At 69.8% G+C, this 25,801-nt stretch carries 24 protein-coding genes; 10 read left to right on the top strand and 14 right to left on the bottom strand.

The features are described from left to right. Positions 1-116: 116 nt before the first annotated feature. From AB0J91_RS31770 to AB0J91_RS31750, 5 genes are all read right to left on the bottom strand, one after another. A complete protein-coding gene (locus tag AB0J91_RS31770) occupies positions 117-1,658 on the bottom strand; it encodes an altronate dehydratase family protein (protein WP_363876414.1) in 1,542 nt (513 codons plus the stop codon). A gap of 328 nt (positions 1,659-1,986) precedes the next feature. Beyond that, positions 1,987-3,594, bottom strand: a complete 1,608-nt coding sequence (locus AB0J91_RS31765) for a GMC family oxidoreductase N-terminal domain-containing protein (protein WP_363792148.1) — start codon at positions 3,592-3,594, stop codon at positions 1,987-1,989. A 49-nt stretch (positions 3,595-3,643) separates the two neighbouring features. Then, positions 3,644-4,366, bottom strand: coding sequence for an acetoacetate decarboxylase family protein (locus AB0J91_RS31760; RefSeq protein ID WP_363876411.1), 723 nt, complete (start codon positions 4,364-4,366; stop codon positions 3,644-3,646). A 116-nt stretch (positions 4,367-4,482) separates the two neighbouring features. Beyond that, positions 4,483-5,403 carry a DJ-1/PfpI family protein gene (locus AB0J91_RS31755; RefSeq protein ID WP_363876408.1) on the bottom strand — a complete coding sequence of 307 codons (921 nt, stop codon included), beginning with the start codon at positions 5,401-5,403 and terminating at the stop codon, positions 4,483-4,485. A 7-nt stretch (positions 5,404-5,410) separates the two neighbouring features. Continuing rightward, a complete protein-coding gene (locus AB0J91_RS31750; protein ID WP_363876405.1) occupies positions 5,411-5,998 on the bottom strand; it encodes an isochorismatase family protein in 588 nt (195 codons plus the stop codon). Positions 5,999-6,105: 107 nt separating this feature from the next. Between AB0J91_RS31750 and AB0J91_RS31745 the strand changes: the two genes are divergently transcribed. Together AB0J91_RS31745 and AB0J91_RS31740 are read left to right on the top strand one after the other, a co-directional pair. Next, positions 6,106-6,693, top strand: coding sequence for a DUF5753 domain-containing protein (locus AB0J91_RS31745; protein WP_363876423.1), 588 nt, complete (start codon positions 6,106-6,108; stop codon positions 6,691-6,693). A 23-nt stretch (positions 6,694-6,716) separates the two neighbouring features. Continuing rightward, complete coding sequence (locus AB0J91_RS31740) at positions 6,717-6,899, top strand: DUF397 domain-containing protein (RefSeq protein WP_363876402.1); 183 nt, start codon at positions 6,717-6,719, stop codon at positions 6,897-6,899. Between the two features lie 79 nt (positions 6,900-6,978). On the opposite strand, the gene AB0J91_RS31735 is transcribed toward AB0J91_RS31740, so the two are convergent. The 5 genes from AB0J91_RS31735 to AB0J91_RS31715 form a co-directional block, all read right to left on the bottom strand. After that, the gene (locus AB0J91_RS31735; protein WP_363876400.1) at positions 6,979-7,782 is read right to left on the bottom strand and encodes an acyl-CoA thioesterase domain-containing protein; all 804 of its coding nucleotides are present in this window, start codon (positions 7,780-7,782) and stop codon (positions 6,979-6,981) included. An 85-nt stretch (positions 7,783-7,867) separates the two neighbouring features. Beyond that, positions 7,868-8,356, bottom strand: a complete 489-nt coding sequence (locus AB0J91_RS31730) for a histidine phosphatase family protein (RefSeq protein ID WP_363792138.1) — start codon at positions 8,354-8,356, stop codon at positions 7,868-7,870. 187 nt (positions 8,357-8,543) lie between these two features. Continuing rightward, positions 8,544-10,103, bottom strand: coding sequence for an alkaline phosphatase D family protein (locus AB0J91_RS31725; RefSeq protein ID WP_363876397.1), 1,560 nt, complete (start codon positions 10,101-10,103; stop codon positions 8,544-8,546). Between the two features lie 116 nt (positions 10,104-10,219). Then, positions 10,220-10,510 carry a hypothetical protein gene (locus AB0J91_RS31720; protein ID WP_363876394.1) on the bottom strand — a complete coding sequence of 97 codons (291 nt, stop codon included), beginning with the start codon at positions 10,508-10,510 and terminating at the stop codon, positions 10,220-10,222. A gap of 114 nt (positions 10,511-10,624) precedes the next feature. Further along, positions 10,625-11,053, bottom strand: coding sequence for a protein phosphatase (locus tag AB0J91_RS31715; protein WP_363876392.1), 429 nt, complete (start codon positions 11,051-11,053; stop codon positions 10,625-10,627). A 49-nt stretch (positions 11,054-11,102) separates the two neighbouring features. Here AB0J91_RS31715 and AB0J91_RS31710 point away from each other — a divergent pair, with 49 nt between their 5' ends. Both AB0J91_RS31710 and AB0J91_RS31705 read left to right on the top strand, forming a co-directional pair. Further along, complete coding sequence (locus AB0J91_RS31710; protein ID WP_363876389.1) at positions 11,103-11,897, top strand: methyltransferase; 795 nt, start codon at positions 11,103-11,105, stop codon at positions 11,895-11,897. Positions 11,898-11,993: 96 nt separating this feature from the next. After that, positions 11,994-13,550: an AMP-binding protein gene (locus AB0J91_RS31705; RefSeq protein WP_363876387.1), complete on the top strand. Its 1,557-nt coding sequence runs from the start codon at positions 11,994-11,996 to the stop codon at positions 13,548-13,550. Between the two features lie 113 nt (positions 13,551-13,663). On the opposite strand, the gene AB0J91_RS31700 is transcribed toward AB0J91_RS31705, so the two are convergent. From AB0J91_RS31700 to rhaI, 3 genes are read right to left on the bottom strand one after another with little or no spacing between them, the layout of a single operon-like run. After that, entirely contained in the window at positions 13,664-15,115 is a 1,452-nt protein-coding gene (locus AB0J91_RS31700; protein WP_363876420.1) for a rhamnulokinase family protein, read from the bottom strand. An 18-nt stretch (positions 15,116-15,133) separates the two neighbouring features. Next, positions 15,134-17,176 carry a bifunctional aldolase/short-chain dehydrogenase gene (locus tag AB0J91_RS31695; RefSeq protein WP_363876384.1) on the bottom strand — a complete coding sequence of 681 codons (2,043 nt, stop codon included), beginning with the start codon at positions 17,174-17,176 and terminating at the stop codon, positions 15,134-15,136. A gap of 36 nt (positions 17,177-17,212) precedes the next feature. After that, positions 17,213-18,379, bottom strand: a complete 1,167-nt coding sequence (rhaI, locus tag AB0J91_RS31690; protein ID WP_363876382.1) for an L-rhamnose isomerase — start codon at positions 18,377-18,379, stop codon at positions 17,213-17,215. 223 nt (positions 18,380-18,602) lie between these two features. On the opposite strand from rhaI, the gene AB0J91_RS31685 reads away from it, so the two are divergent. Together AB0J91_RS31685 and AB0J91_RS31680 are read left to right on the top strand one after the other, a co-directional pair. Beyond that, entirely contained in the window at positions 18,603-19,886 is a 1,284-nt protein-coding gene (locus AB0J91_RS31685; RefSeq protein ID WP_363876379.1) for an MFS transporter, read from the top strand. Beyond that, positions 19,886-20,200 carry an L-rhamnose mutarotase gene (locus AB0J91_RS31680; RefSeq protein ID WP_363876417.1) on the top strand — a complete coding sequence of 105 codons (315 nt, stop codon included), beginning with the start codon at positions 19,886-19,888 and terminating at the stop codon, positions 20,198-20,200. The genes AB0J91_RS31685 and AB0J91_RS31680 overlap by 1 nt, the downstream gene beginning before the upstream one ends. Here AB0J91_RS31680 and AB0J91_RS31675 read toward each other — a convergent pair. Next, complete coding sequence (locus AB0J91_RS31675) at positions 20,197-21,000, bottom strand: maleylpyruvate isomerase family mycothiol-dependent enzyme (RefSeq protein ID WP_363876377.1); 804 nt, start codon at positions 20,998-21,000, stop codon at positions 20,197-20,199. The genes AB0J91_RS31680 and AB0J91_RS31675 overlap by 4 nt on opposite strands. A 63-nt stretch (positions 21,001-21,063) precedes the next feature. Between AB0J91_RS31675 and AB0J91_RS31670 the strand changes: the two genes are divergently transcribed. The 4 genes from AB0J91_RS31670 to AB0J91_RS31655 all read left to right on the top strand — a co-directional run bounded on the left by AB0J91_RS31670 (position 21,064) and on the right by AB0J91_RS31655 (position 25,699). Beyond that, positions 21,064-22,242, top strand: a complete 1,179-nt coding sequence (locus AB0J91_RS31670; RefSeq protein ID WP_363876374.1) for an MFS transporter — start codon at positions 21,064-21,066, stop codon at positions 22,240-22,242. 61 nt (positions 22,243-22,303) lie between these two features. Continuing rightward, positions 22,304-22,741: a MaoC family dehydratase gene (locus AB0J91_RS31665; protein WP_363876371.1), complete on the top strand. Its 438-nt coding sequence runs from the start codon at positions 22,304-22,306 to the stop codon at positions 22,739-22,741. Positions 22,742-22,795: 54 nt separating this feature from the next. Further along, entirely contained in the window at positions 22,796-24,370 is a 1,575-nt protein-coding gene (locus AB0J91_RS31660; RefSeq protein WP_363876368.1) for an NAD(P)/FAD-dependent oxidoreductase, read from the top strand. Positions 24,371-24,568: 198 nt separating this feature from the next. Beyond that, a complete protein-coding gene (locus tag AB0J91_RS31655; RefSeq protein WP_363876365.1) occupies positions 24,569-25,699 on the top strand; it encodes a 5-methyltetrahydropteroyltriglutamate--homocysteine S-methyltransferase in 1,131 nt (376 codons plus the stop codon). The last annotated feature ends 102 nt before the right edge of the window (positions 25,700-25,801 follow it).

Here is a 25,801-nt window from a genome sequence, read left to right as displayed (position 1 = left end):
CGCGGGCCCCCCCGCGCGGCGCGCCCGTCGGGGACTTTCGGGGGGTGCGGCGGGGTCCCCCCCACCCGGGGTCGGGCGCCACCGCTCTCACGTTGATCGAGACGCCCGCGCCTCCCTCAGAGCACGGTCGAGAGGTGCCAGGGGACGAATTCCTCCTCGCCGTAGCCGAGTTCCTCGCTCTTGGTCTCCTCGCCCGAGGCGACGCGCAGGATGTGCTGGAAGATCTGCTCGCCCATCTGCGCCACCGTCCTCTCACCGTCGGCGATGACACCGCAGTTGATGTCCATGTCGTCGGTCATCCGCTCGTACAGCGGCGTGTTGGTGGCCAGCTTGATGCTCGGCGCCGGCTTGCAGCCGAACGCCGAACCGCGCCCGGTGGTGAAGCACAGCAGCTGCGCTCCGCCCGCGATCAGGCCGGTGGCGTTGACCGGGTCGTAGCCGGGGGTGTCCATGAACATCAGGCCGCGGTCGGTGATCGGTTCCGCGTACTGCAGGACGTCGACGAGGTTGGTGGTGCCGCCCTTGGCGGCCGCGCCGAGCGACTTCTCCAGGATCGTGGTCAGCCCGCCCGCCTTGTTGCCGGGGGAGGGGTTGTTGTTGATCGAGCTGCCGTCGACCTGGACGTGCTTCTCCCACCAGTCGATCCGGTTCACCAGCTTCTCGCCGACCTCGCGGCTGACCGCGCGGCGGGTGAGCAGGTGCTCGGCACCGTAGATCTCGGTCGTCTCGCCGAACACCGCCGTGCCGCCGTGGCGGATCAGCAGGTCCGCCGCCGCTCCGAGCGCCGGGTTGGCGGTGATGCCGGAGTAGGCGTCCGAGCCGCCGCACTCCATGGCCAGCACCAGCTTGTCGGCGCCGACGGTCTGCCGCTGGTGCGAGTTGGCGATCGGCAGCATCTCCTCGATGCGCCGGACGCCCTCGGCGACGGTCTTCTTGGTGCCGCCGAACTCCTGGATGGTCATCGCGTGCACGGGCATGTCGTCGGGCAGCTTCAGATCCTCGGTCAGCGCCCTGACCTGGTTGACCTCGCAGCCGAGCCCCAGCACCAGGAGTCCGGCGATGTTGGGGTGGCCGGCGTAGCCCTGCAGCGCCCGGCGCAGGACCTCGAAGCCCTCGTTGCCGCGTCCGCTGTGCCCGCAGCCGAGGGTGTGGGTGAGCGGGCAGATGCCGTCGACGTTCGGGTAGTCGTCGAGGATCCCGGACGCCTCGACGCGGCGGGCGATCATCTTCGCCGCCGTCGCCGAGCAGTTCACCGAGGTCAGCACCGCGAGGTAGTTGCGGGTGCCGACCCGACCGTCGGGCCGCACGAAGCCCTGGAACGTGGCGCGCTGGTCCTCGGGCACGTACTCGGTGGTGGTGACGTCGGCACCGAAGGCGTGTTCGCGCTGGAACTCCTGGTAGGCGACGTTGTGGGTGTGCACGTGCTCACCGGCGGCGATGTCGCGGGAGGCGAACCCGATGATCTGCCCGTACTTGCGCACCGCCGCTCCCTCCGCGATGGCGGTGGTGGCGACCTTGTGCCCGCTCGGCACCGTGTTCGTGATCTCGAGTCCGGAGTAGGTGCCGGGCTCGATGTCCTGCCGGGCGATGAGGACGGAGTCCTCCTCGTGCAGGCGGAAACCCAACTGGTCCAAGGTCGGCGACGACAACCCGATCACCCTCGCTTCAGAAATGTGAAGTCACTTCGTAGTGGTGAACCGGATGCTAAACGTGCGAACGCCCGGTGTCACCGCGCAACGCGATGACCCGATTCTCACGCCCCGAACAAGCCGACGACAGCTCCAGACCCGAGCCGACTCCCCCGCGCCCGAGGTGGTGACCCGACTACTGAGGTATTCCGCGTCCTGATCACCGCCGTGATCGGGGGGTGGCCGGAGTACCGCAGTAATCGGGTGGCGGATTACGGCGGTATTCCGGGCCGACCACGGACTCAGGGTGCGGTGGGTGACCGAGGTGAGCTCATGTTTTCGGGGTGGGAGGTGGGGGTCAGATGAGGGAGGCGCACATTTCGCCGATCATGTAGGAGGGGGCGTTGGTGTTGCCTCCGGTGATGCTGGGCATGATCGAGGCGTCGGCGACCCAGAGGCCGTCGACGCCCCGCACGCGCAGCTGAGGGTCGACGACCGCTCGCTCGTCCACGCCCATCCGGCAGGTGCCGACCGGGTGGTAGACGGAGTGGATCCGGGTCGGCAGCTCGCGCCGCAGCGCGGTCTCGTCGAAGTACTTCGGGCCGGGGCTGAGCTCCTCGGTGACGTCCGCGGCGATGGTCTTGTTCGCCATGATCTCCCGGATCATGCCCATCGCCTCGATGAGGAACTCGGTGTCGGCCGGTTCGCTGAGATAACCGGGGTCGATCACCGGTGAGGCCGTCGGATCGGTCGAGGCCAGCCGGACCTCGCCGCGGCTCTCCGGGTAGATCAGCGTCGGGAAGATCGTCATCGCCGGACGCGTGTCGGTCCGGTAGAGCTTGTCCTCGTCCTGGTTGGGCGTCGGGTAGCTCCACGGGATGGTGTGGATCTGCATGTCCGGCACGTCGCCCTTGGCGCGTGAGGTCTTGACGAAACCGACGGTCTCGAAGAGCGTTCTGCCCAGCCAGGACTCACCGCGCTTGCCGAGGGCTTCCTTGAGCATTCCGGAGGCCATGTAGGTCGCGGTGGAGCGGTGCAGGGCCTTCTTGGTCACGAACGTCATGGGCACGAACAGGTGGTCGTGCAGGTTCTGACCCACCGGCAGGTCGGCTTCGACCTCGATGCCCTTCTCCTTGAGGTGACCGGCCGGGCCGACGCCGGAGAGCATCAGGATCTGCGGCGATCCGACCACGCCTGCGGAGACCACCACTCCGTTGGAGGCGCGCAGCGTCTCCTTCCGGCCGCTCTTGGTGTCGATGACCTCCACGCCGGTCGCGCGGCCGTTCTCGATGATCACGCGCGCGACGTGCACGTGGGTGCGCACGCGCAGCGACGGCAGCTCGCGGTTGGTCAGGTAGCCGCGCGAGGAGCTGTAGCGGCGGCCCTTGCTCGCGCTCTGCTGGAAGACGCTCACGCCTTCCTGCGACTCGCCGTTGTAGTCGTCGATCCGCGGCACGCCGAGGGTTTCCTGCGCTGCGGCCATGAACTGCTCGCCGGCCGGGGTGACGTCCTTCTGCCGCGTGACCTCGATCGGGCCGCCCGCGCCGCGCACGTCGCTGGCGCCCTCCTCCCAGTTCTCCAGGCGCTTGAAGGCGGGTAAGACGTCCTGGTAGCTCCAGCCCTCGCAGCCCTCCGCGGCCCACGAGTCGTAGTTGTCCTTGTTGCCGCGCACGAACAGCATGCCGTTGACCGAGCTCGACCCGCCGAGGACCTTGCCCCTGGTCATCGGGATCTCGCGTTCGTGGGCGTGCTTCTGCGGTGTCGAGTACTGCTTCCAGGTCACCTGCTTCTTCAGCTGCGGCACGACGTGCAGCACGGAGATCATGCCGGGCACGGTGACGGTGGGGAGGTCGTCCTTGCGCCCGGCCTCCAGCAGGAGCACGTTCGCGCCTCGTTCGGCCAGCCTGCTGGCCACGACGGATCCGGCGCTGCCCGCGCCCACGACGATGTAATCGGCATCGCTCATTTCGTCCAACTTCTCCAGTGGTCGCCGTTGACTGCTCCGGTTCGCGTGGTCACGACCGGCTGGAAATGGGTGTTGCGTCGGCGAACCGCATCTTCAGGTCGCCGATGTGGTTGGTGAACAGGGCCTTTCGCGGGAATCCGAGTCGCCGCAGGTCGTCGCTGATCGGGTGGTCACCGAGTTCGACCCGCGCGCCGCCGGGACGCATCCGGGTGCCTCCGGCGCGCATGGTCCACGGGGTGCGCCGCAGGACGCCGTCGCGGTGCGTGTAGGCGTCGAGGGTCATCGCACCCATCGCGGAAGGAGCGGGAACGCCGCGCCCGAACTCCACCGCGACGACGGGCCGGTCCTCCAGCCGCACCTCGCAGCGGGTGCGCTTGCCGCGGGCGCTGATGTCGATGATGGAGATCTCCTTGGGGAACCCCCAGATGTTCTGCCCGGCTTCGCAGGTGAAGGTCTGGTCGACCGGCAGCCAGTGGATGAAGACGCCGGTCGAGCCGCGCACGCCGGGCTGCCTGCACATCAGGGCCACCAGGAACTCGTGGTACTCGCCCAGGTCGCAGTCGAGGTAGTGGATGAACCCCAAGGTCGCGGGAACGCGTCCCGGGATCGGTGTGACCGGTTCGAGCCCGGCGGCGGCGAGCGTGTCGCGCGCGGGCCCGGCCGGCACCAGGAACTGGGCTGTGATGCCGGTGGCCGCGCGCACTTCGACGGGCATGTGCACCCGTTCGCCCTGCACCACGTGCACGGAGTTCGTGAGAGGCTTCTCGTGCACCGCTGACCTGCCCTTTCCCCGTGTGCGGGTACGTCTTCGGACCACCATCATCAAGCGACAGTCATACAGATAATGGTTATGTGTATGTCCACAAGTCAAGGGTCCGATCGCGCGGCTCAACTCCGCGCGGCGGCCTCGCGGGTGCGGATGCGGCGCAGCATGCGCGCGTCGGCGAGCCCGACGGCCCGCGCGGCGGACTCGGCGGTGGCGCCCCGGCCGAGCAGGTGATCGGCCCGCTCCAAGCGCAGGATCTGCTGGTAGCGCAGTGGTGTCAGTCCGGTTGCCTGGGTGAACGAGCGGGTGAGGGTGCGTTCGCTGACCCCGACGGCGGCGGCGAGTTCGCTCAGCGGCAGGGCGTCGGTGAAGCGGGCGTCGATGATGTCCTGGACCCGGTGCACGGCGTCGTCGAGGTGCGCGCGGTGCCGCAGCATCGCGCTGGCCTGCTGCTCGTCGCCGTTGCGGCGCGCGTAGACGACCATCGCCCGGGCCACCCGCGCCGCTTCGCCGGGGCCGTGCTCGCCCGCCAGCAGGTGGAGCGCGAGGTCGATGCCGCTGGCGATGCCTGCCGAGGTCACGACCCGCCGGTCGGACACGAACAGCACGTCGCGCACCACCGAGGTCGCCGGGTAGCGGCGCGCGAGCTCGTCCTGCAGGTCGTGATGGGTCGTGCAGCGGCGGCCGTCGAGGAGTTTCGCCTGGCCCAGGACGTCCGCGCCCGAGCAGACGCTGGCGATCGTGCCGCCAGCCTCGTGGTGGGCGCGCAGCTTCTGCGCGGTCGCCGAGTGCAGCCGGGGCCAGCGCGGTGGTTCGGGCACCCGCGAGCCGGGGACCAGCACGAGGTCGTCGGCGGTGAGCTCGGGCCACGCGGTGTCAGCGCGCAGGGGGAGTCCCTGTGCGCTGATCACCTCGTCGTGCTGGGAGACGTAGCTGAGCTCGTAGTCGCGCCCGAGCTCGGCAGCGGTGGAGAACACCTGCGCCGGGCCCGCGAGGTCCAGCAGGTGCAGTCTCGGCAGCAGCAGGAAGACGACACGGATCACGATCCGGTCAGCGTACGCCGGTCACCTCGGCGACCGTCCGGATCGAGGCGAACCGTCCGGCCAGCGCGTACTCGGTGCGCGCGATGATCTCCTCGGTGCGCAGCGTCCGCGGATCGGCCAGCAGATCCTCGACGCTGCGGCCGGCGGGAGCGTCCCGGTGCGCGACCGGGTTGGTCGACGTCGCGTCGATGACGAACGAGACGTCGTAGCCCAGATCGGAGCCGACCCGCGTGGTCGTCTCGCAGCACTGCTCGGTCCGGATACCGCACACGGCGAGCTCTCGGACGCCTCGCCGCGTGAGAGTCTGATCCAGATTCGTGCTGGTGAAGGCGTTGTGCGAGGTCTTGACCACGGTCGGCTCCCCTTCGTCGGGGGTGAGTCCGTCCAGCAACCGCAGGTGCCCGTTGACCGGGTCGAACACCCCGCCCGAACCGGGCTCGCTGTGCAGCACCCACACCACGAGGTCCCCTTCGGCTCGGGCGTGGTCGACGAGCCGCGAAACCGACTGGGCGATGTCGGGGTTGGACATGGTCGGCCACAACGGCAACCGCTGGAAGGACTCCTGGACGTCGATGACGAGAAGCGCTCTGCTCATGCCACGATCCTCTGCCGGAAATCGCCTCGGCAGAAGGCACGATCCCGCCACCTGACAGCACGATCCGGTCATCGCGAACCGGTTCTCACGGGAGCTCGCCCTTGAGCGTGTCGTTGCAGGTGCGGCAGGTGGGGAAGCAGATCCAGTCCATCGCGGCCCTCAAATCGGTCGAGGTCGAAGTCATCCCCGGCCTCCTCCAGACGGAGAACTACATCCGGTCGCTGTTCGAGGATGGGCAAATGCTCGATCCGGAAGATGGCATCGAGACCATCATCTTGGCTCGATGTGAACGGCAGGAACTGTTCACCAGGCAAGATCCGCCCAGGATGTCGTTCATACTCTCGGAATCGTGCGTGCGCCGTCAGGTCGGCGGGCCTGAGGTGATGCGCGAACAGCTGCACCACCTCGTCGAGATGACACGACTGCGCAACGTCCAGATCCAGATCCTGCCCTTCAACGCCCGGAGCAACGCCGGGCACATCGCCTACCGCTTCACCCTGCTCGACATCCCCGCTCCTGGGTTCGGCTCGTCTCTGGACTTCGTTTACGTCGAGTCCCACGATGACGCGCGGTACCTCGACGCTCATGAATCCGTTTCGAGTCACGCCGTCTTGTGGGACCGCTTGCAGGCTGCCGCCCTCGGACCGGTGGAATCACGTGATTTCCTCGTCGAGGCGGCTGAACAGATGGGTTAGTGAAATCGGGAGGGGCGAGATCGATGACAAACAACGTTCCGGAGAACGAGGTTCGGTGGACCAAGAGCAGCTACAGCTCCGCGAAAGCGCAATGCGTTGAGACCGCGGCTGTTGCGGGTGGTCGTCTGGTTCGCGACAGCAAGCTGGGTGAGCGGAGCCCGATCCTGGCCGTCGGCCGCGACGAGTGGGCGGACTTCGTCGGGTGAGTTGGGCCAGCGCTGACCACGGATCAGGGTGAGCGCTCCCGGCTCCTCGAAGCCTGAGCGCCCACCCTGAACGTCGAGGTCAGGCCATGGGCGGGGTTGCCACCGCAGTGACGTTGCAGTATCCGAACGGGCCTTCGGCGTCCTGGAACGTCGTGGACGCGGTGGCCACGCCGTCGTGGCTGAGGTGGCCGGTGGCCTCCATGCCGATCTCGGGCGTGGACGGCATCCGGCTGAGGGTGAGCGTGTAGTCGGCGTTGATGAAGCCCAGCGCGCCGCCCTTGGGCATGTTGGCCAGCGGGCTGGCGAAGTCCGCGGCGGTGGCCGTGCGGACGAACGGGGTCATGGTCTCGCCCTCGACCAGGTCGTGGGTGTCGCGGAGCCAGGCTCGGCGGGCGCCTGCGTTGGACCAGTCGGTCGGGACACCGGATTCGTCGAGCATCCAGATGTTGAACGGCGGTTCCCACTGGCCCGCCGAGGCCGGGGGCGGGCCGAGTTCGGCGGGGGTGGGCATCGACCACGGCGGAGTGGTGGGGACTTCGCCCTGGGGCTGCTCACCTCGGCGGAGCAGGACGGCGCTGCCCCGGGCGACCGCCTTCTCCCCGGAGTAGATCGTGGCGTCGGCGACCCGGATGCGACGGCCGTCGCGGACCCGCTGCGTCTCGACGCGGACCGGTTCGAGCTGGGCGCTGCGGAACAGGTCGACCGTCAGCCGGGCGAACTGAAAGTCCTCCGCGCCGTGCTCTATCTCCAGCGAGCGCGCCAGCAGGCCGCCGAACAACCGCCCGTGCATCATCTGCGGCGACCACGGGCTGCTCGCGTGCGGGGCCGGGACCAGCAGGTTCCCGTCGGGGCGGAAGAACGGCTCACCAGCGATGTCGACCATGAGCGGAGTCTAGAACGCCGAACCCGCGACGCCGTCGCGGTGGTTGCGGGGGGGAAGGGCGGTGGTGGCGATCCGGCTGCCGTGGTCAGCCGCGAGGCTTGGCGAAGGTGGACGCGCACGTCCAGGAATCGTCGGCGTCGGACCAGGCGCGTTCGCTGCTGAGCAGGGCCACCGCGGAGGTCTTGAGCTCGACGGGTTCGCCGGTGAGCAGGTGGACCAGGTCTTCCAGGCCGGGGTTGTGGCCGATGATCGCGGTCGTCATCGCGTTCACCGGCATCTCGCGCACGATCGCGAGCAGCTGGTGCGCGGTGGCGTCGTAGATGCGCTCGTCGAAGCTGACCTGCGGTTCGGCCGGGATGTGCGCCCCGGCGAGTTCCCAGGTCTGGCGTGTGCGCAGGGCCGGTGAGCAGCGCACGGCCTCGATCGCGTAGGCGTTGTCCCGCAGCCAGCGGCCCACTGCGGGAGCGTCGCGTCGGCCGCGCTCGGCCAGCGGCCGCTCGAAGTCCTCCACACCGTCCGGGTGGGCCGACTTCGCGTGCCGGACCAAGATCAGCTTCCGCCGCGCGTTCGCCATGTCACGTCCTACGAGCTCGCCGTTGAATCGGCTCCACAGTACCCAACGCCCACCCGCCTCCGCGCTGCGGAAGGCGCACGATCTCCGCTGGTAGCAGGTCTTCACCCGGTGTTGGCCGCGTGTTGGGGCCGGGTCGGCTCGTTCCACTGTGGAGGGTCGGGGTCCCGACCCTCCACGGGTGAGGCGGTCAGCCCTGGATCAGGCCCGGCTTGCCGGCCTGGATGGTGAAGGTGGCGCGGTCCGAGAGAGAACCGCCGGGGGCGGTGACCTGGTCGACGACGCGGTAGTCGGCGGTCCAGGAGTCGTGGGTGATGGTGCTGCGGACGTACCCGCGCTTGCGGTTGATGAACTTGATGTGCGGGTTCTCCTGCAGCTGCACCGAATCGCTCGGGTTCTGGTCGGAGCCGTTGCCGCCGGAGGTGATCGAGGTGCCAACCAGCTCCACGCCGACCGTCGCCGAGGCCGGGTCGTTGAAGTCGGCCTTGATGTCGGCGGCGTAGTTGGCGTGCACGTCGCCGGTGATGACCACCGGGTTCGAGACGCCGGCCATGCGGTCGCGGAGCAGGTTGCGCTCGGCCGGGTAGTTGTCCCACGCGTCGTTGCTGAACGAGTCGGCATCGCCCGCGGTGAAGTCCCGCTGGCTGAAGAACACCTGTTGCGCCAGCACGTTCCAGCGGGCCGTCTGGCCGGAGAGGTTGTCCAGCAGCCACTTCCGCTGCTCGGCACCGAGGAGGGTGCGCTCCGGGTCGGCGACCTGCTCCGGCGGGACCTCCTGGTCGTCGCGGTACTGGCGGGTGTCCAGCAGGTGCACGTCGACCAGGTCGCCGAAGGTCAAGCGGCGGTGGATGCGGATGTCCGGTCCCGACGGCCGCTGCGCGCGCCGCAGCGGCATGTGCTCGTAGTAGGCCTGGAACGCCTGCGCGCGGCGTTCGCGGAACACCGCCGGGTCCTGGTCGGGTTCGGTGTCGGGCTGGGAGAGGTCGCCCGCCCAGTTGTTCTCCACCTCGTGGTCGTCGAAGACCACGGCCCACGGGAACGCGGCGTGCGCTGCCTGCAGGGACGGGTCCGCCTTGTACTGGCCGAGCCGGGTCCGGTAGTCGGCGAGGTTCATGATCTCGTGCGCGGGCACGTGCGGGCGCCCGATCGAGCCCGCGTCGCCGCCCTCGTAGATGTAGTCGCCGAGGAACGCCACCAGGTCCAGGTCCTCTTCGGCCATGTGCTGGTAGGCGGTGTACTGCCCGGCGACGTAGTTCTGGCAGCTGGCGAAGGCGAAGGAGAACCTGTCCAGCTTCGAGCCCGGCGCCGGGGCGGTCTTGGTGCGCCCGATCGGGCTGAGCTCGCTGCCGGCGCGGAAGCGGTAGAAGTACTCGGCGCCCGGCCGCAGTCCGGACACCTCGGCGTGCACGGAGTGAGCCGATGCGCGCTCGGCCTGCTCGGTGCCTTCGGCGACGACGTCGGTGAACCGCTCGTCGGTGGCGACCTGCCACTGCACCGGCACGATCTGGTCGGGCATGCCGCCGAAACCGTCCTCGGTCAGCGGCTCGGGGGCTAATCGGGTCCACAGCACCACGCCGTCCGGCAACGGGTCGCCGGAGGCGATGCCCAGCTGGAACGGCTCGCTGATCCGGCCGGTACCGGCACCGGCGGCACCGGCCAGCCCGGAAGAGCCCAGCGCCGCAACGCCGATGGCAGCCGAACCGGCCAGCAGCACCTGGCGTCGGTTGGGGCGGAAGGAGTTCGAGGTCATGCTCCACCTGTTCGGTCAGTTTCGGGAAAACCGGACTGACGCTATGGAGCACAGATGACGTCCTGGCGAACCCCAGGCGGATTCAGAACGGACTCTTGACCTGGGCAGAGGTGGATTCAGCCCTGCGCGAGCTGGGTCAATCCCGCGCGGAGGTCGTCGAAGTTCATCACCGGGAAGACGTCGACCTTCGCCTCCAGGTTGGAGAAGAACGGGTCGAGCAATGCCACGATCTGGGACTCGTCGGCGATGTCGCAGATGAACAGGGCCGTGCGCTGGCCGTCCTGCGGCAAGAAGTAGGAAGCCTCGGGTTTGAGCTGTTCGTGCGCCCGCTCCATCGCGTCCTTCATCGAGCCGTCGGCCACGGCGCTGTTGGCCAAGCGGAGGTCCGGCCTGATCCTGATGAGCATTCGCATGGTGTCAGCCCCCTGGCATCGCATCGCGGAGTGCCGGGTGGGCACCCCGCTGACCAGACCAGTGTCAGCTGCCTCCGCGAGCCTGGGGACCGGCCGAAAGTCCCGGCATCAGGCGTGGAAACCTCGGACGTAGCGCCGCTGCCAGGGAGTTTCGACCGCGCCGGGGTGGTAGTGGGTGCGGACGAAGGCCACGGCTTCGCCGGGAGGAACGCCGTCGAGGACGGCGAGGCAGGCCAGCGCCGTGCCGGTGCGGCCGCGGCCTCCGCCGCAGGCGAGTTCGACGCGTTCGCCGGATGCTCGACGCCATGCTTCGCGGAGGGCGTCGATAGCGTCGGCGCGGTCGGTGGGGAGCCGGAAGTCCGGCCAGCGCACCCAGCGGGAATCCCACTCGACCGGGGTGGGGCGGCGGCCCAGCAGGTGCAGCGCGAACTCCGGGCGCGGGCCATCGGGGAGCGGTCTGCGCAACCCGCGTCCCCGGACCAGGCGTCCCGACGGAAGTGCCAGCACCCCCGGTGCGTCGGCGTCCCAAGCGGCCATGCGAGGAGTTCTACCAACCTTCGCGGGCCGACGCGGGATACTCCGGGATGTGACCGCCGATGACACCTGGGCCGGGCTGGCCGACGAGTTCGCCGACGGGGCGTACGCCTCGGTCAAGGGGCGCGTGCGCACCCACGTGGTCCACCGGCAGCTGGCGGAGCACCTGCCGCCGCCACCGGCGAGGATCCTCGACGTCGGCGCCGGTGCGGGGCACCAGTCGTTCCCGCTGGCCAGGGCCGGTTACGAGGTCGTCCTGATGGATTCCTCGACGGGCATGCTGGACAAGGCGCGGCAACGGCTCCGGCAGCTCCCCGAGGACGCCCGGCGACGGGTCACCTTCGTCGAGGGCGACGGGGCGAACGCCTCGCAGGCGGTAGGCGGACAGCGGTTCGACGCCGTGCTGTGCCACGGCGTGATCGGCTACCTCGACGATCCCGAACCGGTGGTCGACCAGCTCTGCCGGTGCACCGCTCCCGGCGGCCTGGTGTCGATCATGACCGGCAACGCCGGGGCGATGGCCGTGCGCCCCGCCCTGGAGCGGCGGTGGGCCGACGCCCTCGCCTCGTTCGACGCCACCCGCGAGACGGGTGTGCTCGGACTGCCGACCCGCGCCGACACCGTCGAGGAGATCAGCGACCTCATCGACGCGCGCGGCGTCCGACCCGTCCAGTGGTACGGCGTGTGGCTGTTCGTCGACTGGCTCGACCTCGGCGGAGCCGCGCTCGACCCGAACGACGCCGACCAGCTGCGGGCCGCGGCCGAGGTCGAGCTCGAAGCCGGTCGACGCGACCCGTACCGCCGGCTCAGCCGGCTCTTCCACCTCGTCGGCCGCGCGGAGCGCTGAACCGGGCTTCCGCTGCGCGACATCCCCGTTGCCCGCCGGGCCGTCGAGGGACGAACCTCTGATCAGGCGCGCTGGGCGGGGTAGGAGGTCGGCGGAGTGGACGTCTCCTTCGGAACGCTGTGGGAAGCGATCGCCGAGCGCATGCCCCGCTCGATCGCGATCTCCGAACCCGGGTTCGACCGCGACTACGGCCAGTTCGAGCGGCGTGCCGCCAGACTCGCCGGTGCGCTGTCCGAATCCGGCGTCCGGGCGGGCGACAAGGTCGCCTGCTACCTCCACAACGGCGCCGCCTACCTGGAGACGGTGTTCGCGGCGTTCAAGCTCGGGGCCGTCCCGGTCAACGTCAACTACCGCTACACGCGGGACGAACTCGCCGAGCTGCTCACCGACGCCGACGCGAAAGCACTGGTGTTCAGCTCCGAACTCGCCGCCAACATCGTGAACCTGCCCCCGATGCGGCTCGTCGTGGGCACCGATGCGCTGGAGGAACTCCTCGCGGCGACACCACCGAGGCCGCCCGAGCCGCGTCCCGGCACCGACCGGCTGTTCATGTACACCGGCGGCACGACCGGCAAGCCCAAGGGCGTGATCTGGCAGCTGTCGGACCTGCTGAACTCGTTGCTGGTGCCCATCTTCCGGCCGCTGGGAGTCCCCGAGCTCCCTGCGACGCTGGGGGAGGCGGTGGGCATCGCCGAGCGCAGCGCAGACCTGGCGCCTCGCACGATGCCGGTCGTCCCGCTGATGCACGGGACCGGGCTGTTCAACTCGATGGGCGCGCTTCTCGTCGGCGGGCGGGTGGTGACCGCGCGGCCTGGCGGGCTCGACGCCGAGCACGTGTGGCGGCGGGTCGCCGAGCAGCGGGTGAGCACGCTGATCGTGGCCGGGAACGCCGTCGGACGTCCGCTGGTGGACGAGCTGCGCAAGGCCGAGAGCGCGGGAGCTCCGCACGATCTGGAGTCGCTTCGGTCGGTGATCAGCTCCGGCACGGCGTTCAGCGACGAGCTCAAGCGGGCGTTGCACCAGCGCGCCGAGGTGACCGTGTTCGACGCGATCGCCTCCAGCGAGGGCGGTCCCTTCGCGTTCGCGGTCACCTCCTCGGTCCGCGACCTGCCGTCGCGGTTCCACCCGGTGCCGGGGACCAGGGTCATCACGCCCGGAGGGGCGGAGGTCGAGCCGGGGGAGACCGGTGTGCTGGCCTACTCCGGGCCGATGCCGCTCGGCTACCACAACGACAGGGCCAAGACCGCGACGACGTTCCGCGACATCAACGGACGGCGGCACTCCGTGCCCGGTGACCTGGCGCAGCTCGAACCCGACGGCGCGATCCGGTTCCTCGGGCGCGGCTCCGGGGTCATCAACACCGGAGGCGAGAAGGTCCACCCGCCGGAGGTCGAGGAGGTCCTGCTCGACCACCCCGACGTCACCGACTGCGTCGTCATCGGCATCCCCGACGACCACTGGGGCGAACGCGTGGCCGCCCTGGTCGCGACGGCCTCCCAGGACCTCACCGCAGCGGACCTCCACGCCTGGGCCCGCCGCACCCTCGCGGGCCACAAGATCCCCCGCCAGATCGCCTTCCGCCCCGAACTCCCCAGAACGCCCACGGGCAAGCTCGAACTCGCCCGCGCCAAGTCACTCCTGGAGAACCCCTGACCCGGCGCCCAATTCGAATTTCGCGCGAAATTCGAGTCGCACGGCGCGGCTTCGAATTTCGCGCGAAATTTGAATTCTTCACCCGGGAGGGCGGCGGGGATCCGGGGTGGTGGTCACGGGGTTGGTCTGCTGGGGAGTCGGATTTCGGCTTCGTCCCAGGGGCCCGTGCTTCTTCGCGGGGTGTAGTGGTCGAGGCAGTGCGAGGTGGCGATGATCCGGCGGACCTCGGTCAGGTCCGCGACGTGGCCGGCGGCTCTGGCCTGGGTGAGGAGGTTTCCGGTCGCCGTGGCTTCGACCGGGCCCGCCACGACCGGGGTGCCCAGGGCGTCGGCCGTGAACTGGCAGAGCAGTTCGTTGCGGGCGCCGCCGCCGACGAGGTGGACGACGTCGACGTCTCGGCCGGAGAGTTCGGCGGCCTCGCGGATGGCGCGGCGGTGGGCCAGGGCGAGGCTTTCGAGGATGCAGCGGACCAGCGCCCCTCGCGTCCGCGGAACCGGCTGATCCGTCTCGCGGCAGGCTTCGGCGATGCGGGCCGGCATGTCGCCGGGCGCCAGGAACCGGGTGTCCTCGGCGTCGACGACGGCCGTCAAAGGTTCCGCCCGCGCCGCCTCGGCCAGCAGGCCGGGCAGGTCTTCCGAGGTCAGGCCCCAGGTCCGGAGGCTCTCCTGGAGCAGCCACAGGCCCATGATGTTGCGCAGGAAGCGGACCGTGCCATCGATGCCGAGCTCGTTGGTGAAGTTCGCGCGGCGAGCCTCCTCGGTGAGCACCGGAGCGGGCAGCTCCAGGCCGGTCAACGACCAGGTGCCGGTGCACACGTAGGCGAAGTTCGGTGACCGGGCGGGAACCCCGATCACCGCCGAGGCGGTGTCGTGCGAACCGACCGCCACCACCGACGTGCCGGTCGAACCCGTTTCCCCGGCCACCGATGGCAGCAGCTCGCCCACGACGTCGCCCGGTCTGCGCAGCGGGGGCAGCAGCGACGGGTCGATGCCCGCCGCCCGCGCCAGCTCCGGTGACCACTCGTGCGTTCGCGCGTCCAGCAGACCGGTGGTGGAGGCGTTGGTCAACTCCGCCCCCACCTGCCCGGTCAGCCAGTACCCGATCAGGTCCGGGATCAGCAGCAGCACCTCCGCCGCCTCCAGCGCCGCGCCCTTCGACGCGGCGAGCTGGAAGATCGTGTTGAACGGCAGGAACTGCAAACCGTTGCGCGCGAACAAATCCGGAGCGCCGAACGAGTCCACGAAGGACTCCGCGACCGAATCGGTCCGCGAGTCCCGGTAGTGGAACGGCTCGCCCAGCAGCGAGCCCGAGGAGTCCAGCAGCCCGTAGTCGACCGCCCAGGAATCCACCCCGACCGACACCGGCCCACCGGCCTCGCGCAGCCCGGCGAGCACCTCGCGGAACAGCCCGACCGCGTCCCAGTGCAAGCCGTCCGGCAGCGGCACCGGGCCGTTGGCGAACCGGTGCACCTCCGTGGTCTCCAGCCGCCCGGCGGTGAGCCGTCCGAGGACGACCCGCCCGCTGGAAGCGCCCAGGTCCACCGCCGCGAACGTCGGCGACTCCATCGTCATCCGAGCACTCCCTCAGCGCAGGAACGCCGCGGCGACACCCGCGTCGACCGGCACGTGCAGTCCAGTGGTGTGCGTGAGATCCCCGCCCACCAGCGCGAACACCGCCGCCGCCACGTGCTCGGGCAGCACCTCGCGCTTGAGGATGGTGCGCTGGGCGTAGAACTCGCCGAGCTTCTCCTCCTCCACGCCGTAGACCTTCGCCCGCTGCGCGCCCCAACCACCGGCGAAGATGCCCGAACCGCGCACCACACCGTCGGGGTTGACGCCGTTGACCCGGATGCCGTGCTCGCCCAGCTCCGCGGCCAGCAGCCGCACCTGGTGCGCCTGATCGGCCTTCGTCGCACCGTAGGCGACGTTGTTCGGGCCCGCGAACACCGAGTTCTTGCTGGCGATGTAGACGATGTCGCCGCCCATGCCCTGGGCGACCATCACCCGCGCCGCCTCCCGCGAAGCCAGGAACGAGCCGCGCGCCATCACGTGGTGCTGCAGGTCCCAGTCGGCGACCGTCGTCTCCAGCAGCGGCTTCGAGATCGACAGGCCCGCGTTGTTGACCACCAGGTCCACACCGCCGAAGGCCAGCGCCGCGGCTCGGAAGGCCGCCGCGATCTGCTCCTCGTCGGTGACGTCGACGCGCACCGCGACGGCCTTGTCCGGTCCGCCGAGCTCGTCGGCCAGCGCCTGGGCGTTGTCGAGGTCGAGATCGGCCAGCACCACGCACGCGCCCTCGGCCGAGAGCCGTTGCGCGGTGGCCTTCCCGATTCCCGAGCCCGCCCCGGTGACCAGCGCGACGCGGGTCGCCAGCGGCTTGGGCCGGGGCATCCGGGCGAGCTTGGCCTCCTCCAGCGCCCAGTACTCGATGCGGAACTTCTCCGCCTCGTCGATCGGCTGGTAGGTGGAGATCGCCTCCGCACCGCGCATCACGTTGATCGCGTTGCGGTAGAACTCGGCGGCCACCCGCGCCGTCTGCGCGTCCTTGCCGAAGGAGAACATGCCGATCCCCGGCACGAGCACGATCGCCGGATCCGCACCGCGCATCGCAGGCGAGTCGGGCTCGGCGAACCGGTCGTAGTAGGCGCGGTAGTCCTCCCGGTAGCTCTCGTGGAGCTGCTTCAGCCGGGCCACCACCTCGTCGAACTCGGCGTTGGGCTCGAGGTCGAGCACCAGCGGGCGGACCTTGGTGCGCAGGAAGTGGTCCGGGCAGGAGGTGCCCAGCGCAGCCAGGCGAGGGTGGTTCTCGCGCGCCAGGAACTCCAGCACCTCCGGTGCGTCGTCGAAGTGGCCGATCTGCGGGCGGTCGGTGGAGGCCAGGCCGCGGATCACCGGAGCCAGCTCGGCCGCCCGCCGCCTGCGCTGCTCCTCCGGCAGCGGCTCGAAGCTCTCGATGACCGCCCCGAACGGCTCGGGCCTGCCGCGCTCGGCGATGAACTTCTCCGCGGTGCGGATGATGTGCAGCGAGTTCTGCGCGCACTCCTCGCTGGTCGCACCCCACGCGGTGATGCCGTGGCCGCCCAGGACCACGCCGATGGCCCGCGGGTTCGCCTCCTTGATCGCGGCGATGTCCAGGCCCAGCTGGAAACCGGGGCGCCGCCACGGAACCCACGCGACCAGGTCGCCGAAGCACTCCGCGGTCAGCGCCTCGCCATCGGCGGCGGTGGCCAGCGCGATGCCGGCATCGGGGTGCAGGTGGTCGATGTGGGCGGCCTCGACCAGTCCGTGCATGGCGGTGTCGATCGACGGTGCCGCACCGCCCTTGCCGTGCAGGCAGTGGTCGAAGGCGCCGACCATCTCGTCCTCGCGGTCCACGCCCGGGTAGACGTCGACCAGCGCTCGCAGCCGGTCCAGCCGCAGCACGGCCAACCCCGCCTCGGTCAGCGTCCCCAGATCACCACCGGAACCCTTGACCCACATCAGCGGAACCGGACCGCCGGTCACCGGGTCCGTCTCCTCACCCTTGGCCGAGGCGTTGCCCCCGGCGTAGTTGGTGTTGCGGGGGTCCGCGCCGAGTTCGTGCGAACGCGCAAGCAGCGCAGCCACTTCGGGATGCGTCGAGCTCATGTCAAACCTCTCCGTGCTCAGCGGAACGGGAATTCCTCATGCGCCCCAGCCCGCGGGGGTGCCGTCCTTGCGGCCGGCGATGATCTTCTCCGCGTAACCGGAGCGGTGGTAGGCGGCGATGGGGTCGGGGTCGACGCCCATGTCCTCGCGGACTTCGGCGAGCAGCGGGCGGACATCGGTGTTGTAGGCGTCCATCAGCACCGCGTTGGCGCCGAGGACGTCGCCCTCGCGCTGCGCCCCGGCCAGAGCGTCACCGTCCACCAGCAGGGCCTTCGCGGTGGCCTCCTGGACGTTGAGCACCGAGCGGATCAGGGCCGGGATCTTCGGCTCCAGGTTGTGGCACTGGTCGAGCATGAACGCGACGTTCGCCGACTCCTCCAGGGCACCGGCGCGCACGATCTCGTGCATGATCCGGAACAGCTGGAACGGGTCGGCGGCGCCGGCGATCAGGTCGTCGTCGGCGTAGAAGCGGCTGTTGAAGTGGAAGCCGCCCAGCCGACCGCGCCCGAGCAGGAACGCCACGATGAACTCGATGTTGGTGCCCGGCGCGTGATGCCCGGTGTCCACCAGCACCTGCGCGCGCTCACCCAGGTCCAGGCAGTGGGCGTAGGAGGTGCCCCAGTCCGGGACGTCGGTGGCGTAGAACGCGGGCTCGAAGAACTTGTACTCCAGCAGCATCCGCTGGTCCTCGCCCAACCGGTCGTAGGCCGCTCGCAGGGCCTCCGACAGGCGCTCCTGGCGCTCGGCGATGGAGTCCTGACCGGGGTAGTTGAGCCCGTCGGCGAACCACAGGCTCAGCGCGTCGGAACCGGTGACGTCCATGATGTCGACGCATTCCAGCAGGTGTGCCTGCGCCTTCCGGCGGACCGCCGGGTCGGGGTTGCAGATGCTGCCGAGCTTGTACTCGTCCTCCTGGAAGGTGTTCGGGTTGATCGCGCCCAGGGCCAACCCGAGGGATTCGGCGTGCGCGCCCAGCGCGGCGTAGTCGTCGACCCGGTCCCAGGGGATGTGCAGCGCGACGCTGGGGGCGATGCCGGTGAAGGCGTGCACCTGGGCGGCGTCGTCGAGCTTCTCGAACGGGTCGCGCGGAATGCCCTCCTGCAGGAAGGTCTTGAACCGCGTCCCGGAGTTCCCGTAGGCCCAGGAGGGGGTTTCGATCCGCTGCGCGGTCAGCGCCGCCTTGACGGTCTTGCGGTCGGCCATCGTCGCTCCAGTGCGCGTGCTTGAAACGTTTAAATCAGTCCACACGGTAGGCGGCGAGCCTGGCGGGAGTCAATTCCCTTGAAGAGGTTTTGCGAGAGAGCCCCTCGTCCAATCGGACTCTTGACGGGGGTGGAGGCGCTCTCTAGTGTGCTCGCAAAATAAAACGTTTCAAGCGTCGCCCCCGGGTGCGGACGACGTTCGATGAGCTGCATGAAGGACAACGATGACTTCATCCGCGGGCGTTCGGCAGAGCGAGCACGCCTCGTCAGGACAGCACTGGAAATGGTCGTTCGTAGCGGCGATGGCCAGCTACATCGACGCGGGCTCCATCGTCGCCGGCTCCGTCGCGCTGAGCGTGTGGGTCCGGGCGTACGGGCTCACCGACAGCACCGTCGGCCTGCTCGGCGCGCTGAGCTCCAACGCCATCTCGGCAGGCGTGGGCGCGCTCGTCGGCGGCTACATCTGCGACCGGTACGGGCGCAAGAAGATCTACGCCTACGACCTGCTGCTGTACATGTTCGGCACGCTGTGGCTGATCTTCGCCTTCGACACCTGGATGCTCTTCGTCGGCTACATCCTGGTCGGTCTCGCCGTCGGCGCCGACATCCCGGCCTCGTGGAGCCTGATCACCGAGTTCTCCCCAGCCCGCAAGCGCGGCAAGCTCGGCGGCCTGTCCCAAGTCCTGTGGTCGTTGGGGCCGATCGTGACCCTGGCGCTGGGGCTCGCGCTGCAACCGCTCGGCATGCTCGGCATGCGGCTGCTGTTCGCGAGCCTGTTCGTCGCCGCGCTGATCACCTGGTGGATGCGGCACGGCATCGGCGAATCCGCGCGCTGGGAGCAGGAAACCACCGACACGGGCCCGGTGAAGTGGGGTGCCGCGCTGCGCCCGCTGCTCACCGGCAAGGGCCTGCGGCTGTCGCTGATGCTCATCGGCATGTACGGGATCTGGAACCTCTTCGCCGGCACCAACGGCTTCTACACGCCGTACCTGCTCAAGGCGTTCGGCAGCCAGAGCGACGCCGCCAGCGTCGGCCTCCAGTGCCTGTACTTCCTGCTGGTCGCGGTGTTCACGGTGCTGGTGTTCATGCCGTTCAACGACCGGTTCAACCGGCGGTTGATGCTGGCGCTGTCCACCGTGATCCAGGCGGGCGGCATGCTGCTGCTGGCTGTGCTGCCGCTGAACTTCGGCACCGCGCTCGGCTACATCGTGGCCATCGGCATCGGCGGTGGTTTCGGTGCACAGCACTTCTTCCAGATCTGGTCCGGTGAGCTGTTCCCGACCAAGTTGCGCAGCACCGCGCAAGGGCTGATGTTCGCCGTCGTGCGCATCGGTCTCGGCTTCTGGAGCTTCTTCGTCCCGATCATCACGGCCACCGGGTTCCAGACGCTGGCCTACATCCTCACCGCGTTCATCGTGGTCAGCGGTGTCATCGGCGTCATCTGGGGCCCGAAGACCGAAGGTCTGACGCTGGAGGAGATCGAGCAGGAGCAGGGGTGGGCCAGATGATGCAGCGGATCTGCTTCGTCCTGCACGTCAAACCCGACAAGGTCGACGAGTACCGGGAGCGGCACCGCGCGGTGTGGCCGGAGATGCGCCAGGCGCTGCACGACACCGGCTGGCGCAACTACTCGCTGTTCCTGCTCCCCGACGGAACCCTCATCGGCTACCTGGAGTGCGAGGACTTCGAGGCGTCCCGCGCGGCCATGGCGGAGAAGGACGTCAACACCCGCTGGCAGGCGCGGATGAGCGACCTCTTCGAGGAGACCGTCACGCCGGACGAGGCGATGCGGCCAATCGACGAGGTCTTCCACCTCGACTAGATGGTGAAGGCGAGGTGCTTGACGAGCTGCTCGCCGAGCACCTCGTCTCCGTCGAAGGAGACCGAGGACGAGACCTTCCCGGGATCGACGCGACCGCCGCAGAGCCGGGTGAACACGCCGAGCGGCAGCGTGACGCGGACCGTGGCCTCCCCGGGCAACGACTCGACGACCTTCGCCCGGCCGTCCACCACGACGTGCAGAGCGCGGGAGCCGAGATCGAAGGTGACCCTGGAACCGTCCGGTGCGCCACCGCGCTTGCCGACGACGAAGCCCAAGGCCGTGGTGATCTCGTCGACCGCCAGCTCCGCGCACGTGCCCTGCTCGTCACCGGGCAGGCCGACGGCGTCCCGGATGTCCTGCTCGTGCATCCAGCAGTCGAACACCCGGATCCGCATGAATCGCGCGTAGGTCTGCTGACCGGCCGGAGTCATCGCCGGTGCGTGGAACTCCTCGTCCGACATCGCTCGCAGCGATGCCAGCCGCGCGGCGGTGACCTCGCGGAACTTCGCCAGCACGGCCTCGTGGGACTGCGACCGGAAGTGCGCCACGTAGCGCTCGTTGCGGGCGCCGATGTCGTTGTGCACGTGCGGCAACGACTCGACGTCCCCGCCGGTGTCCGGAATCGGCTCACCGCTGAGCATCAGCTCGGTGCCGATGAGGTGCGCGGCGACGTCCCGCACCCGCCAGCCCGGCAGCGGCGTGCCCTGCTCCCACTGCGCGTCGTCGAGCCCGGTCAGCAGCCGGTCCAGCGCGTCCCACTCGGCGGCGAGCGCTTCCACGATCCGTTCCTTGTCCAGCACGCTCCGACACAAGCACCCCGCGCCCGTCGGGTCAACCGGGTTCGGTGAGGCAGACTGCGGTGCATGCGTTCGGGTGTGCAGCGCGGCGCGATCGCCGTGGTCCAGGTCTTCGGGCTGGCCGTGTGGTTCTCCGTGTCCGCCGTGGTCCCCACGCTCCGCCAGGAGTGGGGGATCAGCGCCGCCGCGGCGGTGTGGCTGACCGGATCGGTGCAGCTCGGGTTCGTCGCAGGCGCCGTAGGATCGTCGCTGCTGAACCTCGCCGACCGGATCCGCCCGCACCTGCTGCTGGCCGTCAGCGCCGCGCTCGCCGCCGGGTGGACGCTGCTGCTCGCGGGCCTGGTCGACGGGATGGCCACCGCGATCCCGCTGCGGTTCCTGACCGGCATGTGCCTGGCCGGGGTGTATCCGGTCGGGATGAAGCTGATGGCCTCCTGGGCGCCGAGCCGGGGACGCGGACTGGCGATGGGGCTGCTGATCGCGGCGCTGACCATCGGCTCGGCGCTGCCGCACCTCATCGGCGGTCTCGGATCGCTGCCGTGGCGCGCGGTGCTGGTCGCCGCCGCCTGCACCGGGCTGCTCGGGGCGCTGGTGGCGGCGACCGTCGTGCGGCCCGGACCGCACCTCGCCGCATCGGCGGCGGTGCACAACCCGCGCTACGCGCTGACGATGTTCACCGAGCGCGGGCCCCGGCTGGCCAACCTCGGCTACTTCGGGCACATGTGGGAGCTCTACGCGCTGTGGACGTGGATCCCGACGTTCCTGCTGGCCAGCGAGGCGGGCCGGAACCTGCCCGCCTCGACCGGGATCACGGTGTTCGTCACCATCGGCATCGCCGGTGCCGTCGGCTGCCTGCTCGGCGGGTGGGGAGCCGACCGCTACGGACGTTCCCCGGCGGCGGTGGCCGCGCTGGTGATCAGCGGTGCGTGCTGCGTCCTCTCGCCGCTGGCCTTCGACGCGGGGCCCGGCGTGCTGGTGGTGTTCTGCGTGGTGTGGGGCGCGGCGGTGATCGCCGACTCGGGCGTGTTCTCCACGTCGCTGAGCGAGGCCGCCGACCCGCGCTTCGTGGGCACCGCGCTGACCGCGCAGACCGCGATCGGATTCGCCCTGACCGTGGTCAGCATCCAGCTGGTCCCGCTGCTGGCGGCCGCGGTGGGTTGGCGGTTCGCGTTCCTGCTGCTGGCGCCGGGACCGTTCGTCGGTGCGATCGCGATGGGCAGGCTCGGGGCGCGGCTGGCGCGGTGAGTGGAAACGCGCCGCTCGCGCTGGTACTCACGGGGGAACCCGGCAGACCAAGGAGGCGTTGATGAGCGACGTGTGGCCCCACGGCAAACCCCAGGTCGGCGAGACCGCCGAGCTGTCCCGCACCATCGGACCGACCGACATCCGGCTGTTCACCCAGATCAGCGGCGACCGCAACCCGCTGCACTACGACGTCGAGGCGGCCGAGTCCTCGCAGTTCGGGGAGATCGTCGTGCAGGGCGGGGTGACCAGCGCGGTGCTCAACGCCGTCGTGGCCGAGAAGCTGCCCGGACCGGGGACGGTGTTCCTCAACGTGAACTGGAGCTTCACCGCACCGGTCCGGCCGGGCGACACCATCACCGGGCGGGTGCAGGTCGACGAGGTCCGCGACGACAAGCCCATCACGAAGCTGACCACCACCGTCAGCCGCGACGACGGCACGACGGTGCTGGAGGGAACGGCGGTCTGCTTCACCATGGCCATGCCCGGTTCGAACGGTTAGCGTGGTGAACGGCTCACCGAAAAGCCCTGCGCAGCAGGTAGATGAGGAGGCCGCATGCTGGACGCGATCGTCATCGGTGCCGGGTTCTCCGGGCTCTACATGCTCCACAGGTTGCGCGGGCTCGGCATGTCCGCCGCGGTCTTCGAAGCCGGTGACGGGGTGGGCGGCACCTGGTACTGGAACCGCTACCCGGGTGCCCGCTGCGACTCCGAGAGCCACTACTACTCGTTCTCCTTCGACGACGACCTGCAGCAGGAGTGGCGCTGGAGCGAGCGGTACCCGCGCCAGCCGGAGATCCTGGCCTATCTCAACCACGTCGCCGACCGCTTCGACCTGCGCCGCGACATCCGGTTCGGCACGCGGGTCACCGAAGCGTCCTTCGACGACGGCTGGACGGTGCTCACCGAGCGGGGAGATGAGCTCCGGGCGCGGTTCCTGATCGGCGCGGTCGGGTGCCTGTCGTCGGCGAACGTGCCGGAGATCCCCGGTCTCGACGCCTTCGACGGCGATTGGTACCACACGGGTCGGTGGCCGCACGAGGACGTGGACTTCGCAGGCAAGCGGGTCGGTGTCATCGGCACCGGGTCGACCGGCATCCAGGCGATCCCGGTCATCGCCGAGCAGGCCGCGCACCTGACCGTGTTCCAGCGGACCCCGAACTTCAGCGTTCCGGCGCGGAACGCGCCGCTGGACGAGGAGTTCCAGGCCGCCGTGCGCGCGGAGTACGCCGAGATCCGCGCGCTGCAAAGGGAAACCAGCAACGGCCACCCGTTCCGCATCTCGCCGCGCAACGCCGTGGACACCCCGCCGGACCAGCGGCGGGAGATCTACGAGGCGGCCTGGCGGCGCGGTGGCCTGCGCTTCCGCGCGGCCTTCAACGACCTGCTGAGCAGCGAGGAGGCCAACGACACCGCTGCGGAGTTCATCCGGGAGAAGATCCGGGAGACCGTGCGCGATCCGGAGGTCGCCGAGCGGCTGCTGCCGCACGACCACCCGTTCGCCGCCAAGCGCCCACCCATCGACACCGGGTACTTCGAGACCTACAACCGCGATGACGTCACCCTCGTCGACGTCCGCGAGACGCCGATCGTCGAGATCACCAGCGACGGGTTGCGCACCACCGAGGCCGAACACCCGCTGGACGCGCTCGTGTTCGCCACCGGATTCGACGCGATGACGGGCCCGATGCTGGGCATCGACGTCCGCGGCGCGAACGGCACCCTCGCGGAGAAGTGGCGGGACGGCCCGCAGAGCTACCTGGGTCTCCAGGTGGCGGGGTTCCCGAACCTGTTCATCATCACCGGGCCGGGCAGCCCGTCGGTGCTGACCAACATGCCGACCTCGATCGAGCAGCACGTCGACTGGATCGCGCGCTGCCTGGGAGACCTGCGCGACAACGGGTTCGAGCGCATCGAGGCCACCGAGGAGGCCGAGCGGGCCTGGGGCGAGGAGGTCCAGGAGGTGGCGAACCGGACTCTGCTCCCGCAGGCGAAGAGCTCCTGGTACCTCGGCGCCAACGTGCCGGGCAAACCCCGGGTCTTCATGCCCTACGCCGGCGGCCTCGCCCACTACGCGGCACTCTGCGACGAGGCGGCCGACCACGACTACGCGGGCTTCCACCGCTCCTGATCTCCCCTGCCCACGGGTGATGGCAACGCGACCACTCGCGCCTCGGGTTCGGGACATTTGTCGTGGCGTCGTCGGGACATCCGCCGAGGCGGTGGTGGGTCATCGCACCGACGATCGGGGAGCGCCGCGGATGTTTGGATTCTCGTGCGGACAAGCGCACCGGCCGGGCCGGGCGAGTCGATCGAGAGTGGGATAACCGTGACGGGACCGGAAGAGTCCAATGCCAAACCCCCGTTCCGCGCCGACCACGTCGGCAGCCTGCTGCGCCCGCAGCGGCTGCACCAGGCCAGGCAGGACCACGCCGACGGCCGCATCGACGCCGCCGAGCTGCGCGGCATCGAGGACGAAGCGATCCGCGAGGTCGTGAAGGCGCAGCGCGACGTGGGCCTGAAATCGGCCACCGACGGCGAGTTCCGCCGCGCCTACTGGCACCAGGACTTCATCCTGCAGCTCGACGGCATCCGCCAGGGCGACGCGACGACGACCGTGCGGTTCCAGAACGCCGACGGCGTGGTGGAGTGGCAGCCGGCGGCGCTGCAGATCGCGGGCAAGGTCGGCCTCTCCGAACCGATCTTCCTCGACGCCTTCCAGCACCTGGCCTCGGTCGCCGAGGGGGTCACGCCGAAGCTGACCATCCCGTCTCCGAGCATGGTGCACTACCGCGGCGGCAAGACGGCCCTGGACCCGGCGATCTACCCGGACGTCGAGGAGTTCTGGAACGACCTGTCCGCCGCCTACGCCGCCGAGGTCCGCGCGCTGGCCGACGCGGGTTGCACCTACCTGCAGCTCGACGACACCAGCCTGGCCTACCTCAACGACGAGAAGCAGCGAGCGGTCATCGCCGAGCGCGGTGAGGACGCCGAGCACCAGCACCTGCGCTACATCAAGCAGATCAACGCCGCGCTGGCCGACCGTCCGGAGGACATGGCCATCACGACCCACCTGTGCCGGGGCAATTACCGCTCGTCGTGGGTCGCGGAGGGCGGGTACGACTTCGTCGCCGAGGCGCTGTTCGGTGAACTCGACGTCGACGGCTTCTTCCTGGAGTTCGACGACCACCGCTCGGGCGGTTTCGAGCCGCTGCGCTACGTCCCCAGGCACAAGCGCGTCGTGCTGGGGCTGGTGACGACCAAGCGCGGCGAGCTGGAGAGCAAGGACGACCTCAAGCGCCGGATCGAGGAGGCCACCAAGTACGTCGACCTCGACCAGCTCTGCCTGTCCCCGCAGTGCGGGTTCTCGTCCACGGTGGAGGGAAACGCCCTCACCTACGAGGACCAGATCGCCAAGCTCCGGCTCATCGTCGAGACCGCCGCCGAGGTCTGGGGCTGAGCAGCACCGCGGCGATCGGGCGCACGATCGCCGCGGGGGTCGACGACGCCGGGGTCAGGGCACGACGGGGATTGGCAGGGGCGGGCCGACCGCGGCGGCCTG

It is taken from the genome of Saccharopolyspora sp. NPDC049357 (assembly GCF_040677225.1).
Classification (GTDB): domain Bacteria; phylum Actinomycetota; class Actinomycetes; order Mycobacteriales; family Pseudonocardiaceae; genus Saccharopolyspora.
This window is presented reverse-complemented; position numbering and strand designations above follow the sequence as displayed.

Bases quoted from the DNA above. Each gene is read 5' to 3' on its own strand.
- AB0J91_RS31750 (WP_363876405.1), bottom strand. From the start codon at position 5,998: ATGAGCAGAGCGCTTCTCGTCATCGACGTCCAGGAGTCCTTCCAGCGG.
- AB0J91_RS31660 (WP_363876368.1), top strand. From the start codon at position 22,796: ATGCTGGACGCGATCGTCATCGGTGCCGGGTTCTCCGGGCTCTACATG.
- AB0J91_RS31680 (WP_363876417.1), top strand. From the start codon at position 19,886: ATGCAGCGGATCTGCTTCGTCCTGCACGTCAAACCCGACAAGGTCGAC.
- AB0J91_RS31685 (WP_363876379.1), top strand. From the start codon at position 18,603: ATGACTTCATCCGCGGGCGTTCGGCAGAGCGAGCACGCCTCGTCAGGA.
- AB0J91_RS31725 (WP_363876397.1), bottom strand. From the start codon at position 10,103: ATGACCTCGAACTCCTTCCGCCCCAACCGACGCCAGGTGCTGCTGGCC.
- AB0J91_RS31720 (WP_363876394.1), bottom strand. From the start codon at position 10,510: ATGCTCATCAGGATCAGGCCGGACCTCCGCTTGGCCAACAGCGCCGTG.
- AB0J91_RS31670 (WP_363876374.1), top strand. From the start codon at position 21,064: ATGCGTTCGGGTGTGCAGCGCGGCGCGATCGCCGTGGTCCAGGTCTTC.
- AB0J91_RS31665 (WP_363876371.1), top strand. From the start codon at position 22,304: ATGAGCGACGTGTGGCCCCACGGCAAACCCCAGGTCGGCGAGACCGCC.
- AB0J91_RS31695 (WP_363876384.1), bottom strand. From the start codon at position 17,176: ATGAGCTCGACGCATCCCGAAGTGGCTGCGCTGCTTGCGCGTTCGCAC.
- AB0J91_RS31765 (WP_363792148.1), bottom strand. From the start codon at position 3,594: ATGAGCGATGCCGATTACATCGTCGTGGGCGCGGGCAGCGCCGGATCC.
- AB0J91_RS31730 (WP_363792138.1), bottom strand. From the start codon at position 8,356: ATGGCGAACGCGCGGCGGAAGCTGATCTTGGTCCGGCACGCGAAGTCG.
- AB0J91_RS31740 (WP_363876402.1), top strand. From the start codon at position 6,717: ATGACAAACAACGTTCCGGAGAACGAGGTTCGGTGGACCAAGAGCAGC.
- AB0J91_RS31715 (WP_363876392.1), bottom strand. From the start codon at position 11,053: ATGGCCGCTTGGGACGCCGACGCACCGGGGGTGCTGGCACTTCCGTCG.
- AB0J91_RS31700 (WP_363876420.1), bottom strand. From the start codon at position 15,115: ATGGAGTCGCCGACGTTCGCGGCGGTGGACCTGGGCGCTTCCAGCGGG.
- AB0J91_RS31735 (WP_363876400.1), bottom strand. From the start codon at position 7,782: ATGGTCGACATCGCTGGTGAGCCGTTCTTCCGCCCCGACGGGAACCTG.
- rhaI (WP_363876382.1), bottom strand. From the start codon at position 18,379: ATGGCCGACCGCAAGACCGTCAAGGCGGCGCTGACCGCGCAGCGGATC.